The sequence below is a fragment of the Microbacterium sp. OR16 genome, from assembly GCF_047306725.1.
Taxonomy (GTDB): domain Bacteria; phylum Actinomycetota; class Actinomycetes; order Actinomycetales; family Microbacteriaceae; genus Microbacterium.
In genome coordinates this window covers 1,123,717-1,139,114 of the sequence record NZ_JAZEXK010000001.1, presented here as the reverse complement: position 1 = coordinate 1,139,114, position 15,398 = coordinate 1,123,717, and the positions used below count along the sequence as shown (strand labels likewise).

Here is a 15,398-nt window from a genome sequence, read left to right as displayed (position 1 = left end):
GGCGGCTGCACGCTGTTGGGTCCTGAGGGACCGGGCCGGCCGTTTGGTCGAACCGACTCCTCGTGGCCCTTCTCGTCGTCTCTTTTGTGGAGATGCGAGGGGGGACCGCCCGTACTTTGAGAACTACACAGTGGACGCGAGCATCTTAAAGAAAACCGGGTCAGGCCTTTTCCTGGGTCTGACCTATCTCATGTGATTTCAAGTCTTTAAGAGCAAACGGTGGATGCCTTGGCATCTGGAGCCGAAGAAGGACGTAGCAATCTGCGATAAGCCTCGGGGAACTGATAAGCGAGTTTTGATCCGAGGGTGTCCGAATGGGGAAACCCCGCCAGGCGTTTGTGCGACCTGGTGACTCCCGCCTGAATATATAGGGCGGGTAGAGGGAACGTGGGGAAGTGAAACATCTCAGTACCCACAGGAAGAGAAAACAACAGTGATTCCGTGAGTAGTGGCGAGCGAAAGCGGATGAGGCTAAACCGGGTGTGTGTGATAGCCGGCAGGCGTTGCATGCCCGGGGTTGCGGGACTCTTTTGAACATTCTGCCGAGTGTTCGGCGTGATGTGACGATATAGACGAACCGTCTTGAAAGGCGGGCCATAGTGGGTGCCAGCCCCGTAGTCGAAATGTTGTGCGCAGCGTGAAGAGTATCCCAAGTAGCACGGGGCCCGAGAAATCCCGTGTGAATCTGTCAGGACCACCTGATAAGCCTAAATACTCCCAGATGACCGATAGCGGACAAGTACCGTGAGGGAAAGGTGAAAAGTACCCCGGGAGGGGAGTGAAATAGTACCTGAAACCGTTTGCTTACAAACCGTTGGAGCCTCCTTAGCAGGGGTGACAGCGTGCCTTTTGAAGAATGAGCCTGCGAGTTAGTGATATGTGGCGAGGTTAACCCGTGTGGGGTAGCCGTAGCGAAAGCGAGTCTGAATAGGGCGTTTTTAGTCGCATGTTCTAGACCCGAAGCGAAGTGATCTATCCATGGCCAGGTTGAAGCACGTGTAAGAGCGTGTGGAGGACCGAACCCACTTAGGTTGAAAACTGAGGGGATGAGCTGTGGATAGGGGTGAAAGGCCAATCAAACTTCGTGATAGCTGGTTCTCTCCGAAATGCATTTAGGTGCAGCGTTGCGTGTTTCTTGCCGGAGGTAGAGCTACTGGATGGCCGATGGGCCTCACCAGGTTACTGACGTCAGCCAAACTCCGAATGCCGGTAAGTGAGAGCGCAGCAGTGAGACTGTGGGGGATAAGCTTCATAGTCGAGAGGGAAACAACCCAGACCACCATCTAAGGTCCCAAAGCGCGTGCTAAGTGGAAAAGGATGTGGAGTTGCTTAGACAACCAGGAGGTTGGCTTAGAAGCAGCCACCCTTGAAAGAGTGCGTAATAGCTCACTGGTCAAGTGATTCCGCGCCGACAATGTAACGGGGCTCAAGCACGCCACCGAAGTTGTGGCATTGACATTTTTGGTAGGCCTTCGTGGTCCAGCCGTGTTGATGGGTAGGAGAGCGTCGTGTGGCGAGTGAAGCGGCGGTGGAAACCAGCCGTGGACGCCACACGAGTGAGAATGCAGGCATGAGTAGCGAAAGACGTGTGAGAAACACGTCCTCCGGAAGACCAAGGGTTCCAGGGTCAAGCTAATCTTCCCTGGGTAAGTCGGGACCTAAGGCGAGGCCGACAGGCGTAGTCGATGGACAACGGGTTGATATTCCCGTACCGGCGAAGAACCGCCCCAGTCAATCCAGTAATGCTAAGTGTCCAAAGCCGGACATCGAACCCTTCGGGGTTCACCGTCCGGTGGAGCACACGACCCTATGCTGGTGCGGCTAGCGTATTAACAGGTGTGACGCAGGAAGGTAGCCCAAGCCAGGCGATGGTTGTCCTGGTGCAAGTGCGTAGGCCGAGTCATAGGCAAATCCGTGACTCATACAGGCTGAGACACGATGCGGATAAAAAGTGGGTGATCCTATGCTGCCGAGAAAAGCATCGACGCGAGGTTCAAGCCGCCCGTACCCCAAACCGACTCAGGTGGTCAGGTAGAGAATACCAAGGAGATCGAGAGAATCGTGGTTAAGGAACTCGGCAAAATGCCCCCGTAACTTCGGGAGAAGGGGGGCCACCCGCTTATACGGATTCACTCCGAAAAGGGCGTGGTGGCCGCAGAGACTAGTGGGTAGCGACTGTTTACTAAAAACACAGGTCCGTGCGAAGACGCAAGTCGATGTATACGGACTGACGCCTGCCCGGTGCTGGAAGGTTAAGAGGACCGGTTAGCCGCAAGGCGAAGCTGAGAATTTAAGCCCCAGTAAACGGCGGTGGTAACTATAACCATCCTAAGGTAGCGAAATTCCTTGTCGGGTAAGTTCCGACCTGCACGAATGGCGTAACGACTTCCCAACTGTCTCAACCGCGAACTCGGCGAAATTGCACTACGAGTAAAGATGCTCGTTACGCGCAGCAGGACGGAAAGACCCCGTGACCTTTACTACAGCTTGGTATTGGTGTTCGGTGTGGCTTGTGTAGGATAGGTGGGAGACTGTGAAGCCGTGACGCCAGTTACGGTGGAGTCATTGTTGAAATACCACTCTGGTCATATTGGATATCTAACTTCGAACCGTGATCCGGTTCAGGGACAGTGCCTGGTGGGTAGTTTAACTGGGGCGGTTGCCTCCCAAAAAGTAACGGAGGCGCCCAAAGGTTCCCTCAACCTGGTTGGCAATCAGGTGGCGAGTGTAAGTGCACAAGGGAGCTTGACTGTGAGACTGACAGGTCGAGCAGGGACGAAAGTCGGGACTAGTGATCCGGCAGTGGCTTGTGGAAGCGCTGTCGCTCAACGGATAAAAGGTACCTCGGGGATAACAGGCTGATCTTGCCCAAGAGTCCATATCGACGGCATGGTTTGGCACCTCGATGTCGGCTCGTCGCATCCTGGGGCTGGAGTAGGTCCCAAGGGTTGGGCTGTTCGCCCATTAAAGCGGTACGCGAGCTGGGTTTAGAACGTCGTGAGACAGTTCGGTCCCTATCCGCTGCGCGCGTAGGAAGTTTGAGAGGATCTGACCCTAGTACGAGAGGACCGGGTTGGACGAACCTCTGGTGTGCCAGTTGTTCCGCCAGGAGCACCGCTGGTTAGCTACGTTCGGGATGGATAACCGCTGAAAGCATCTAAGCGGGAAGCCGGCCTCAAGATGAGACTTCCATACCCCTCGGGGTGAGAGGCTCCCAGCCAGACGACTGGGTTGATAGGCCAGATGTGGAAGCACGGCAACGTGTGCAGCTGACTGGTACTAATAAGCCGATGACTTGATAACACCTCTTTCTGCGAGATGAACGCGTCCACTTTGTGGTTCTCGACGTACGGTCGGAACCAAACAACACACTCCACGCGAGTGATGTTGCCGATGAACATGTCAATAGTGTTACGGCGGCCATAGCGTGAGGGAAACGCCCGGTCACATTCCGAACCCGGAAGCTAAGCCTCACAGCGCCGATGGTACTGCAGGGGGGACCCTGTGGGAGAGTAGGACACCGCCGGACTTCTCTTAAGTAAAATGGCCACCCAGAGCTGGGTGGCCATTTTGCGTTTTGCAGCAGAACAGGGAGTCAGAATGTCAGATGAGCAGCGGGATCGCCGTAACGAGGGCGAAGACGCGCAGAACAGACGTTCCGGCTCCGACCGCAAGCCTCGCTACAGCGACTCCTCGTCTCGAGGACCGCGCCGCGATGGTGAGCGCCGTCTGTACGGCGACCGCAGCCAGTCGAGTGAGCGTCGCCCGTATCGTGACCGTGACCAGGGTGAGCGTCGTCCCTATGGTGACCGGAACCAGTCCGGCGAGCGTCGCCCGTATGGTGACCGGAACCAGCCCGGCGAACGTCGCCCGTACGGTGACCGGAACCAGGGTGAGCGCCGTCCGTACGGTGACCGCAACCAGTCGGGCGAGCGCCGTCCGTCGGGTGAGAGTCGCCCGTACGGCGACCGGAACGAGTCGGGTGAGCGTCGCCCGTATGGTGACCGGAACCAGTCCGGTGAGCGTCGCCCGTATGGTGACCGGAACCAGGGTGAGCGTCGCCCGTACGGTGACCGCAATCGGTCCGGTGAGCGTCGCCAGTATGGTGACCGGAACCAGTCGGGTGAGCGTCGTCCGTATGGTGACCGGAACCAGGGTGAGCGTCGCCCGTATGGTGACCGGAACCAGTCGGGTGAGCGTCGTCCGTATGGTGACCGGAACCAGGGTGAGCGTCGCCCGTATGGTGACCGGAACCAGTCCGGTGAGCGTCGCCCGTACGCTGACCGGAACCAGTCGGGTGAGCGTCGCCCGTATGGTGACCGGAACCAGTCGGGTGAGCGTCGCCCGTACGGTGACCGGAACCAGGGTGAGCGTCGTCCGTACGGTGACCGGAACCAGTCGGGTGAGCGTCGTCCCTATGGTGACCGGAACCAGGGCGAGCGTCGCCCCTACGGTGACCGCCCGCGGCGGGACCGCGATCAGGGCGAGCGCGCGTCGTACCGCGACCGTCCCCGTGGTGGCGTCGACCGACCTGTCAACGAGTACGCCCCGGTTCGCGAGCGCGTTCCCGAGCCTCCGCTGCCCGACGAGATCACCGCGCGCGACCTGCATCCTGCTGCGCGCAACGAGCTGAAGACCCTCAGCAAAGAGAACGCCGAGCAGGTCGCACGACACCTTGCAATGGTCGCGCAGCTGATCGACGACGACCCCGCCCGTGCGCACGAGCACGCCCTGGCCGCATCGCGCCGCGCCGGGCGCGTCGCCGTCGTGCGCGAGACCCTCGCGATCACCGCCTACGGCATCGGTGACTTCGCCCTCGCGCTGCGGGAGCTGCGCACCTACCGTCGCATCTCCGGAAACGACGATCAGATCGCCCTCATCGTCGACAGCGAGCGCGGTGTCGGCCGGCCGGATCGCGCACTCGAGGAGGGACGGGCGGTCGATCGTGCCGCCCTTGCTCCCGCCGTGCGCGTGGCTCTGGCCATCGCGATGTCAGGCGCCCGCCTCGATCGCGGGGAGACCGAACTCGCGCTCGGAGAACTCGAGATACCCGAGCTCGACCCCGACCGCGCCTTCGAGTGGAGTCCCGCTCTCTTCTCGGCCCGGGCAGCCGTGCTCGAAGACCTCGGTCGCACCGAAGAGGCGACCTTCTGGACGCAGCGCGCTGAAGTGGCCGCCTCCGCCCTCGGGCACGACGGCGAGTTCGACGAGATCATCGTCGAAGACGGCATGATCGAGGACTTCGACGACAACGACGGTGCGCATACCGCCGATGACTCCGCCGACGCCGCCGAGCCGCAGCCTGCGTCGGATGCGGATGCGGATGCGGATGCGGATGCAGATGCGGATGTCGCCGAGCCGCAGCTCCTGGCGGATGCGGATACTTCGGATGCGGATGCTCCGAACGCAGCCGTTCCGAACGCCGCCGTCCTTGACGCTTCGGACGCCGGCGGTGGGGATGACACATCCCCCGACGAGGCCTCCTCCGCGTCCGACGTCGCGGAGTCCGATCGCTGATGGCCCTGTTCCGCCGCGCCAAGACGGCCGCCAAGCCGACCGCCACCCCGCTCGCCGGCCGCGACGCGATCCTCGCCGATCTCGACGGGGTCGTCTACGCCGGGCCGAACGCGCTGCCGCATGCGATCGACAGCCTGAACAGGGCTGCACAGACCGCTCGTCTCGGGTACATCACCAACAACGCGGCGCGTACCGACGCGTCGGTCGCCGAGCATCTCACCGGTCTCGGATTGACCGTCGCGGCCGACGACGTGGTCACCAGCCCGCAGGCCGCGATGCGACTGCTCGCGACGATGGTCCCGGCCCCGGCCACGATCCTGATCGTCGGAGGAGAAGGGCTCGTCGTCGAGGCCGAGAAGGCCGGGTACACCGTCACTCGCAGCGCGGAGGACGCGCCCGCCGCCGTCGTGCAGGGCTTCAGCCCGGACGTCGCGTGGACCGACCTGGCCGAAGCCGCGTTCGCTCTCAAGGTGCCGGAAGATGAGGGCGGAATCCCGTGGATCTCCACCAACACCGACTGGACCATCCCGCGCGAGCGGGGCGTGGCGCCCGGCAACGGCACGCTTGTGTCTGCGGTGCACACCGCGATCGGCCGGCTGTCGACAGTGGCGGGCAAGCCCGAGACGCCCATCTTCGAAGAGGCCATCGCGCGCTTCGACGCCCAGCGTCCGCTCTTCCTCGGCGATCGCCTAGACACCGACATCATGGGGGCGGTGCGGGCGGGCATCGACTCGGCGCTGGTGCTCACCGGCATCGACCGGCCCAAGCACGTGCTCGCCGCCCCGCAGGGTTCTCAGCCCGACTACATCCTCGCCGATCTGCGCGACCTGCACGAGCCGTACCCCGAGACGACCGCAAAGGACGGTGTCTTCACTGTGAACGGCGCATCGGTGCGCATCGTGAACGGCGATGTGCAGATCCTGTCGGAGGGCTCGGCGCAGATCGACCTGCTGCGCGCGGGAGCCGCTGCGATCTGGGCCACGGGCCTGGCGATCTACGCCTTCCGGGTGCCCGAGAAGCTGTACGCCGATCCTTTCCACAGGCCCTGAGAGTCGCGGCTGCCGCACCGGTGGCCCGGGCTACAGTTGACGGATGGAGCACACGCGAGACGAGCCGACCGATGCGCTCTGGAGCAGACTGCGCCTGATCGAAAGTCAGCCGCTCGCCGACCGGGCCGAGGCCTACGGCGCGATGCACGACGAGCTGATGAAGCGTCTCGAGAGCACCCCGCGCACCGGCGACTCGGCGCACGGCACCCGATGACCCGCCTCGACGCCGCCCTCGCCGCCCGGGGCCTCGCGCGTTCGCGCACCCATGCGGCATCGCTCATCGCCGACGGACTGGTGAGCGTCGACGGCCGCACGATCATCAAGGCCTCCACCTCTGTCGCCGATGAGGCCGACCTGCAGGTCGACGGCGGCGACCACTACGTCAGCCGGGCCGCACACAAGCTGATCGCCGCGCTCGACGGATTCCAGATCCGCGTCGAGGGGCGCCTGGCGCTCGACATGGGTGCCTCGACCGGGGGGTTCACGCAGGTGCTGCGCGAGCGCGGTGCACGCCGCGTGCTCGCCGTCGACGTCGGCCACGGTCAGCTCGCGCCGCAGATCGCCGTCGACCCGGGTGTCACGAGCGTCGAGGGATTCAACGTCCGCCACATGACCGCCCGATCGCTCGCAGACGCCACCGGCGAGCCGCAGCGACCGAATCTCGCCGTCGGCGATCTATCGTTCATCTCTCTGGATCTCGTGCTGCCGGCGATCGCCGAGACGGTCGCGCCCGCGGCCGACGTCGTTCTGCTCGTCAAACCGCAGTTCGAGGTGGGCCGCACCGCTGTGAAGGGCGGGCTCGTGACCAGCGTCGACGCCAGACTCGATGCCGTCGAGCGCACCCTGTGGAGCGCCCACGACGCGGGGCTCGGGATGCTCGGCATCCTGCCCTCGCCGATCCTCGGCACCCACGGCAACGCCGAGTATCTCGCGCACCTCGCGCCCGGTCGCGGAACGGATCCGTCAGAATGGTCGGAGCAGATCGCACACGTGGCAGGAGGACGATGAACGCGCGCCCCATCCTGGTCGTCGCCCACGCCAAACGGGAGGACACGGTCGTCGCTGCGCTGCGCGTCGTCGAGGCGCTGCGAGGCGCCGGCGCGACCCCCGTGCTGCCGGCCGACGAGCACCACGAGTTCGTCGCACTCGACCAGCGCTTCGCCGACGTCGCGCTGCTGGGAGCGGATGTCTCGGCCGACGACCTCGAGCTGGCCATCGTCCTCGGCGGCGACGGCACCATCCTGCGTGCGGCCGAGCTCGTCCGCGGGTCAGGCGCGCCTGTCCTGGGCATCAACATGGGCCACGTCGGATTCCTCGCCGAGATCGATCGCGACGACATGGACGACGCTGTGGCCCGCGTGATCGAGCGCGACTACGACGTCGAAGAGCGCCTCGCGCTCTCGGTGCGTGTGAAGGATGCCCACGGCACCGTCGTGTACGAGACGTGGGCGCTCAACGAGGCGACAGTCGAGAAGGCCAGCCGTGAGCGCATGATCGAGGTCGTGATCGAGATCGACGGTCGTCCGCTGTCGAGCTTCGGCTGCGACGGCATGGTCGTCTCGACGCCGACGGGGTCGACGGCATACAACTTCTCCGCCGGCGGACCGGTCATCTGGCCGACGGTCGAGGCCATCGCGGTGGTGCCGCTCTCGGCGCACGCGCTCTTCGCCAAGCCTCTGGTGGTGGGCCCCGAGGCATCGGTCGCCATCGAGATGCTCGAGCGCACCGACGGCAGCGGCATCCTCTGGTGCGACGGTCGCCGCTCGCACGAGCTGCCCCCGGGGGCGAGGGTGGTCGTTCGCCGCTCGTCGCGCCCGGTGCGGCTCGCCCGCCTGCATCCGACCGCCTTCACCGACCGCCTGGTGCGCAAGTTCCAGCTCCCGGTCGCAGGATGGCGAGGCGCGTCATGATCGATGAGATGCGCATCCGCGGTCTCGGCGTGATCGACGACGCCGTGCTGCCGCTCGGCGCGGGCTTCACCGCGGTGACCGGCGAGACCGGCGCGGGCAAGACCATGGTCGTCACCGGGCTCGGTCTGCTGCTGGGGGCACGAGCCGATTCCTCGGCGATCCGTGCCGGTGCGGCGCAGGCATCCGTCGCGGGCGTCTGGATGGTTCCCCCGACAGGACCCGTCGCCGACATCGTCACCGACGCCGGGGGAGACCTGGAACCCGCCGGCGACGTGGCAGAGCTCTACGTGTCGCGCACGCTCAGCGCCGAGGGACGCAGCCGCGCCAGCGTCGGCGGACGCCCGGCGCCGGCCGGTGTGCTGTCGTCGCTCGCCGAGGAGCTCGTGGTCGTGCACGGGCAGTCCGATCAGCTGCGTCTGCGCTCGGCCGCCGCCCAGCGGGACGCGCTCGACCGCTTCGGCGGCGAGCGGATCGCCGCCGCCCTGGCGGGGTATCGCGAATGCTTCACCCGGTGGCGTGAGCTGGATGCCGAGATCACCGAGCTCACCGAGAACCGCGACCGGCGCGCCGCCGAGGCCGCGCTGCTGCGCGACCAGCTCGCCGAGATCGAGCAGCTCGACCCGCAGCCGGGCGAAGACGTCGAGCTGAACGAGCGCGCAGAGCGTCTCGCGAACGCCGAGGAGCTGCGCCTGTCGGCATCCGTCGCCCGCTCGGCGCTGTCGAGTGAGGAGGGCGACCCCGACGTCGCGGCCCTGCTCGCCGAGGCCCGCCGCTCACTCGAGCGCAGCGCCGATCCGAAGCTCACCGAGATCTCCGAGACGCTCGCCGACCTCGGCTATCGCGCGGCCGATCTCGCGCAGCAGCTCTCGGGGTATCTCGCCGACCTCGACGAGTCGGGGCCGCACGAACTCGCCGCCGTCGAGGAGCGCCGCGCGGCCCTCGGCGGACTGATCCGTCAGCACGGCTCGCTCGACGACGCCCTGCAGATCTGGCAGACCGGATCGCTGCGTCTTGCCGAGCTCGACGACGACGGCGACCGCATCGAGCGTCTGACAGCCGAGGCCGACAGCGCCCGCGACGCCCTCGACGCTGCGGCCGCAGCCCTCACCGAGGTGCGCACGGCAGCGGCGGTGCGGCTCTCCGCCGCCGTGACCGATGAGCTGCACGCCCTCGCGATGCCGGATGCCACCCTCGAGGTGCGCGTCTCACCCGGCGCCGAGTCCGCGCACGGGCGCGACGACGTCGCCATCCTGCTCGCACCGCACCCCGGCGCGGAGCCGCGGTCGGTGTCGAAAGGCGCCTCAGGCGGTGAGCTCTCGCGGGTGATGCTCGCGATCGAGGTCGTCATCGCCGAGACCGATCCGGTGCCGACCTTCGTCTTCGACGAGGTGGACGCCGGGATCGGCGGCGCGGCGGCCATCGAGGTCGGCCGCAGGCTCGCGCAGCTCGCCCGGAACTCCCAGGTCATCGCCGTCACGCACCTTGCGCAGGTGGCGGCCTTCGCGAACAACCACCTCTCGGTGGTCAAGTCGAACGACGGCGCCGTGACCGCGTCGAGCGTCACCAGGCTCGAGGGCGCCGAACGCGAGGCCGAGATGGCCCGGCTGCTCTCCGGACTCGCCGATTCCGACGCCGCTCTCACCCATGCCCGCGAACTGCTGAGCCTCGGCGCCGGCGATCAACTGATAGGATAAAAGCCCGTGATGAACTCTTCTGTTGCGGCGCCAGACAACGACACCAGCTCCTTCACCACGAAGCACATCTTCGTGACGGGCGGTGTCGTTTCCTCGTTGGGCAAGGGGCTCACCGCAGCCAGCCTGGGCAACCTGCTCACCGCGCGCGGACTGCGCGTCGTGATGCAGAAGCTCGACCCGTACCTCAATGTCGACCCGGGCACCATGAACCCGTTCGAGCACGGCGAGGTCTTCGTCACCGACGACGGCGCCGAGACCGACCTCGACATCGGACACTACGAGCGCTTCCTGGGCATCAACCTGTCCCGCGCGGCGAACGTCACCACCGGGCAGGTCTACTCCGAGGTGATCGCGAACGAGCGCCGCGGCGACTACCTGGGCGCGACCGTGCAGGTCATCCCGCACATCACCGACGAGATCAAGCGCCGTATGCGCCTGCAGGCCACCGAGGAGCCGCAGCCCGACATCATCATCACCGAGGTCGGCGGCACGGTCGGCGACATCGAGTCGCAGCCCTTCCTCGAGGCGGCTCGCCAGCTGCGTCACGAGCTCGGACGCGACGCCGTCTTCTTCGTGCACGTCTCGCTGGTGCCGTTCATGGGCGCCTCGGGAGAGCAGAAGACCAAGCCCACCCAGCACTCCGTCGCAGCCCTGCGTCAGGTCGGCATCCAGCCCGATGCGCTCGTGCTGCGCAGCGACCGTCCGGTCAGCGCCGGCAACCGCAACAAGATCGCCCTGATGTGCGACGTCGACGTCGAGGGCGTGGTCAACACCGTCGACCTGCCGAGCATCTACGACATCCCGTCGACCCTGAACGACCAGGGCCTGGACGCCTACATCATCCGCAGGCTCGGTCTCGGCCGTGCGGGCGAGGTCGACTGGACCCGCTGGAACACCGTGCTGCACGCCGTGCACAACCCGAAGCACGAGGTCACGATCGGCCTCGTCGGCAAGTACATCGACCTGCCCGACGCCTACCTGTCGGTCACCGAGGCGCTCAAGGCCGGCGGCTTCGCGCAGGAGACCAAGGTCAACATCCGCTGGATCGCCTCCGACACCTGTGAGACGCCGGAGGGGGCTGCCAAGGCGCTCGGCGACCTCGACGGCATCTGCGTGCCCGGCGGCTTCGGCATCCGCGGCATCGAGGGCAAGCTCGGCGCGCTGAAGTTCGCGCGTGAGCAGGGCATCCCCACCCTCGGCCTGTGCCTCGGGCTGCAGTGCATGGTGATCGAGTACGCGCGAGACGTCGCCGGGATCGAGGGCGCCTCGTCGACCGAGTTCGATCCCGACACCGCCGAGCCGGTCATCGCGACCATGGCCGAGCAGATCGAGATACTCGAGGGGGGCGATCTGGGCGGCACCATGCGCCTCGGCCTGTATGAGGCGGCCCTCGCCGAGGGCTCGCTCGCCCGCGACCTGTACGGCGCGCCGACCGCCTCCGAGCGGCACCGTCACCGCTACGAGGTGAACAACGCCTACCGGCCGCGTCTCGCCGACGCCGGGCTGGTGTTCTCGGGTCTGAACCCCGACCTCGACCTTGTCGAGTACGTCGAGCTGCCCCGCGACGTGCACCCGTTCTACATCGCCACCCAGGCGCACCCCGAGCTCAGCTCGCGTCCGACGGCACCGCACCCGCTGTTCCGCGGTCTGGTCGGCGCGGCCATCGAGCGCCACCGCGCCAGCGAGCTGTTCACCGAGGACGCCTGATCCCCGTGCCCCTGGAAGACGAGCCGTTCGAGCCCGAGGTCATCTCCAGCGACCTGGCCTTCCATGGTGCCGTCTGGGACGTGCGCGACGACCGGGTGCGCTACGGCGACGGCGAGATCCGCCGGCAGTACGTCGCGCACACCGGCGCCGTGGCGGTCGTCGCACTCGACGAGCAGGAGCGGGTGCTGCTGATCCAGCAGTACCGGCACCCGATCCGCCACCGCGACTGGGAACTGCCCGCGGGTCTGCTCGACGTCGCCGGCGAGGAGCCGGCGCACGCCGCCAGGCGCGAACTCGCCGAGGAGGCGGACATCGTCGCCGAGCATTGGGAGCACCTCGTATCGGCGTGGACGACCCCCGGCGGCAACGACGAGATGATCCACGTGTACCTGGCGACCGGGCTGTCGGACGCCGACGCCCATGACCGCCAGGACGAGGAGGCCGACATCCGCGTGGAGTGGGTGCCGCTGGCCGATGCGGCGGACGGCGTGATGGCCGGGCGGCTGCACAACGGCATCCTGAGCATCGGCGTGCTCGCCGCCGAGCGGCGCCTGCGCGCGCAGCGACGCGACGAGCGCTGAGGTGCGGCTCGACCGGGCGCTGGACGCGTACGTGCGTCACGTCACGATCGAGCGCGGGCTCTCCGCGCACACCGTCGCCGCCTACCAGCGCGACCTGGCCGGATACGTCGCGTGGCTGGGGGAGCAGGGCATCGTGACGACGGACGCGATCGACCCTCGCACCGTGACGGCGTTCATCGCCGATCGTGCGAGCGCCGACCCGCCACCGGCGGCGACGAGCCTTGCGCGGCTGCAGTCGGCCGTTCGCGGATGGCACCGCTTCCTCGTCAGGGAGGGGATCGAGAGCGCCGATCCGACCGGTCGGCTGCGGCCGCCGAAGACGCCGCAGCGCCTGCCCAAGGCACTCACCATCGAGCAGGTCGAGCGACTGCTCGCGGCCCCGTCGGCGGACGAGCCGATCGGGATGCGCGATCGCGCGCTGCTCGAACTGCTGTACGCGACGGGGGCCCGGGTCTCGGAAGCCGTCTCGCTCGACGTCGACGACCTGGCCTACGGTGACGTGCTGCGCCTGCGCGGCAAGGGCGACAAGGAGCGCATGGTGCCCGTGGGGTCGTTTGCGCGGGACGCCGTCGACGCCTACTTGACGCGCGTGCGTCCTGGACTTGCGGCCAGGGGCCGCGCGACCGCTCGGCTGTTCCTCGGAGCGCGAGGGGCGCCGCTGTCGCGGCAGAGCGTGTGGCTGGTCATCCGCGCCGCCGCCGAGCGCGCCCAGATCGACGCCGACGTGTCTCCGCACACCCTGCGGCACAGTTTCGCGACGCATCTGCTGCAGGGCGGCGCCGATGTGCGCGTCGTGCAGGAGCTGCTCGGCCACGCGTCGGTGGCGACCACCCAGATCTACACGCACGTGTCGGTGGATGCCCTGCGCGACGTCTATGCGACGTCCCACCCCCGGGCGCGCTGAGCGCGGCGGATCCGGGCTGGAGCGCGCGCCGCGTGCCGCCCGGTGCCATGCGGCGGCCTGCGGCTAGAATCGAGCGAGCACGAAGGAGAAGGATGGCGGACAAGGTGACGAAGAGCAGGTCGAAGGCGACGAAGGGTGACGACACCCCCATCGGCCCGACCGGTCGTCCCTATCAGGGGTTCCCCACGCCCGCGCCGCTCGCCTCGCACGGCCCGGCGCGCATCATCGCGCTGTGCAACCAGAAGGGCGGAGTCGGCAAGACGACGACCTCCATCAACCTCGCCGCATCTCTCGCCGAGTACGGCCGGCGTGTGCTCGCCGTGGACTTCGACCCGCAGGGCGCGCTGTCGGCGGGCCTGGGCATCCAGACCCACGACGTGCCCACCGTGTACGACCTGCTGCTGGACACCAAGCGCGACCCGCGCGAGGCGATCGTGCAGTCGTCGGTCCCCAACCTCGACGTCCTGCCGGCGAACATCGACCTCTCGGCAGCCGAGGTGCACCTCGTCAACGAGGTGGCCCGCGAGACGATCCTCTCCCGGGTGCTGCGGCACGTGTCGGGCGAGTACGACGTCATCCTCATCGACTGCCAGCCGTCGCTCGGCCTGCTCACGGTGAACGCGCTGACGGCGGCGCACGGCGTGCTCATCCCTCTGGAATGCGAGTTCTTCGCCCTGCGCGGTGTGGCGCTGCTGATCGAGACCATCGACAAGGTGCGCGACCGGCTCAACCCCGCCATCGAGCTCGACGGCCTGCTCGCCACCATGTACGACCCGCGCACGCTGCATTCGCGCGAGGTGCTGGAGCGCGTCGTGGAGGCCTTCGGTGACGACGTCCTCGAAACCGTGATCGGTCGCACCGTGAAGTTCCCCGACGCGTCTGTGTCGGGCGTTCCCATCACCGAGTTCGCGCCCGAGCACGCCGCAGCACAGGCGTATCTGCGACTGGCGCGGGAGCTGGTCGCCCGTGGCGCCGTCGCCTGAGTCGGTCGAGCGCGCTTCGACAGGCTCAGCGACCCAGCCAGACGAGCCCGGCCGCCGCGCCGAGCCGCCTGACGCCTTCCGGGTCTCCCTGTCGAATTTCGACGGACCGTTCGACCTGCTGCTCACCCTCATCTCCAAGCACGAGCTCGACATCACCGAGGTCTCGCTGAGCCGGGTCACCGATGAGTTCATCTCGTACCTGAAAGAGCTCGACGGCGACGCCGAGCTCGACCAGGCGTCGGAATTCCTCGTCGTGGCGGCCACCCTGCTCGACATGAAGATCGCGGGACTCCTGCCGCAGGGCGAGCTGGTGGATGCCGAATCCGTCGCCCTGCTCGAGGCGCGCGACCTGCTGTTCGCGCGGCTGCTGCAGTACCGCGCGTTCAAGGAGGTCTCGGCGTGGTTCGCGCGGTGCCTGCAGCGGGAGGAGCGCCGGCATGTGCGCGCCGTGCCGCTCGACGAGAAGCACCGAAGTCGGACGCCCGAGCTGGTGTGGACGCTGACGCCCGCCGACTTCGCCGCGCTCGCGCTGATGGCGCTCACGCCGAAGGAGCTGCCGAGCGTCGGACTCGATCACCTGCACGCGCCTCTGGTGAGCATCCGCGAGCAGGCCGCGATCGTCGTGACGCTGCTGCGCAGCACCGAATCGCTGACCTTCCGCGAGCTCGTCGCGGGAATCAGCGAGCCGGGCATCGTGGTGGCGCGCTTCATCTCGGTGCTCGAACTGTACCGCCACGCCGCGCTGTCGTTCGAGCAGCTCGAGCCGCTCGGCGAGCTGACCCTGCGCTGGTCGGCCGAGAGCTGGTCGGACGAGCAGCTGGCCACGTTGGGAGCAGACTATGACCGATGAGATTGATGCCCGCACAGCGGCGCGGCCTGCTGACACGGACACCGCCGACGCAGACATCTCCGACGCAGACACCGCCGACGCAGACACCGCCGACGCAGACATCGCTGATGCCGCCATCTCCGACGCGGACATCTCCGACGCGGACATCGCCGACGCGGACACCGCCGACGCAGACGACGCCGACGCCGACGACGCCGACGCCG

At 66.9% G+C, this 15,398-nt stretch carries 12 protein-coding genes and 2 rRNA genes; 13 read left to right on the top strand and 1 reads right to left on the bottom strand.

From position 1 onward, the window contains the following. The first annotated feature begins 196 nt into the window (after nt 1-196). Nucleotides 197-3,303 (top strand): 23S ribosomal RNA (locus V2S05_RS05520). A gap of 109 nt (nt 3,304-3,412) precedes the next feature. Further along, nucleotides 3,413-3,529, top strand: a 5S ribosomal RNA gene (rrf, locus tag V2S05_RS05515). A gap of 74 nt (nt 3,530-3,603) precedes the next feature. Here rrf and V2S05_RS05510 read toward each other — a convergent pair. Beyond that, a complete protein-coding gene (locus V2S05_RS05510; RefSeq protein ID WP_413634319.1) occupies nt 3,604-4,728 on the bottom strand; it encodes a hypothetical protein in 1,125 nt (374 codons plus the stop codon). Between V2S05_RS05510 and V2S05_RS05505 the strand changes: the two genes are divergently transcribed. The 11 genes from V2S05_RS05505 (at nt 4,681) to V2S05_RS05455 (ending at nt 15,195) form a co-directional block, all read left to right on the top strand. Continuing rightward, entirely contained in the window at nt 4,681-5,517 is an 837-nt protein-coding gene (locus V2S05_RS05505; protein ID WP_413634318.1) for a hypothetical protein, read from the top strand. The two genes, V2S05_RS05510 and V2S05_RS05505, sit on opposite strands and share 48 nt — an antisense overlap. Then, nucleotides 5,517-6,566 (top strand): HAD-IIA family hydrolase, encoded by a 1,050-nt coding sequence (locus V2S05_RS05500; RefSeq protein ID WP_413634317.1) that lies wholly within the window; start codon nt 5,517-5,519, stop codon nt 6,564-6,566. Before V2S05_RS05505 ends, V2S05_RS05500 begins: the two co-directional genes overlap by 1 nt. 43 nt (nt 6,567-6,609) lie before the next feature. Next, nucleotides 6,610-6,780: a hypothetical protein gene (locus tag V2S05_RS05495; RefSeq protein WP_413634316.1), complete on the top strand. Its 171-nt coding sequence runs from the start codon at nt 6,610-6,612 to the stop codon at nt 6,778-6,780. Next, nucleotides 6,777-7,574 carry a TlyA family RNA methyltransferase gene (locus V2S05_RS05490; protein ID WP_413634315.1) on the top strand — a complete coding sequence of 266 codons (798 nt, stop codon included), beginning with the start codon at nt 6,777-6,779 and terminating at the stop codon, nt 7,572-7,574. Before V2S05_RS05495 ends, V2S05_RS05490 begins: the two co-directional genes overlap by 4 nt. After that, the gene (locus V2S05_RS05485) at nt 7,571-8,476 is read left to right on the top strand and encodes an NAD kinase (protein ID WP_271637278.1); all 906 of its coding nucleotides are present in this window, start codon (nt 7,571-7,573) and stop codon (nt 8,474-8,476) included. Before V2S05_RS05490 ends, V2S05_RS05485 begins: the two co-directional genes overlap by 4 nt. Continuing rightward, complete coding sequence (recN, locus tag V2S05_RS05480; protein ID WP_271637279.1) at nt 8,473-10,170, top strand: DNA repair protein RecN; 1,698 nt, start codon at nt 8,473-8,475, stop codon at nt 10,168-10,170. Before V2S05_RS05485 ends, recN begins: the two co-directional genes overlap by 4 nt. 9 nt (nt 10,171-10,179) lie before the next feature. Further along, on the top strand, nt 10,180-11,877 hold the full coding sequence (locus tag V2S05_RS05475; protein ID WP_413634314.1) for a CTP synthase: 1,698 nt from the start codon (nt 10,180-10,182) through the stop codon (nt 11,875-11,877). 5 nt (nt 11,878-11,882) lie between these two features. Continuing rightward, complete coding sequence (locus V2S05_RS05470; RefSeq protein ID WP_271637280.1) at nt 11,883-12,458, top strand: NUDIX domain-containing protein; 576 nt, start codon at nt 11,883-11,885, stop codon at nt 12,456-12,458. 1 nt (nt 12,459) lies between these two features. Beyond that, a complete protein-coding gene (xerD, locus tag V2S05_RS05465) occupies nt 12,460-13,362 on the top strand; it encodes a site-specific tyrosine recombinase XerD (RefSeq protein ID WP_413634312.1) in 903 nt (300 codons plus the stop codon). A 92-nt stretch (nt 13,363-13,454) separates the two neighbouring features. Beyond that, nucleotides 13,455-14,345: a ParA family protein gene (locus V2S05_RS05460; RefSeq protein WP_271637282.1), complete on the top strand. Its 891-nt coding sequence runs from the start codon at nt 13,455-13,457 to the stop codon at nt 14,343-14,345. Further along, the gene (locus V2S05_RS05455; protein ID WP_413634310.1) at nt 14,329-15,195 is read left to right on the top strand and encodes a segregation and condensation protein A; all 867 of its coding nucleotides are present in this window, start codon (nt 14,329-14,331) and stop codon (nt 15,193-15,195) included. The genes V2S05_RS05460 and V2S05_RS05455 overlap by 17 nt, the downstream gene beginning before the upstream one ends. Nucleotides 15,196-15,398 lie beyond the last annotated feature (203 nt).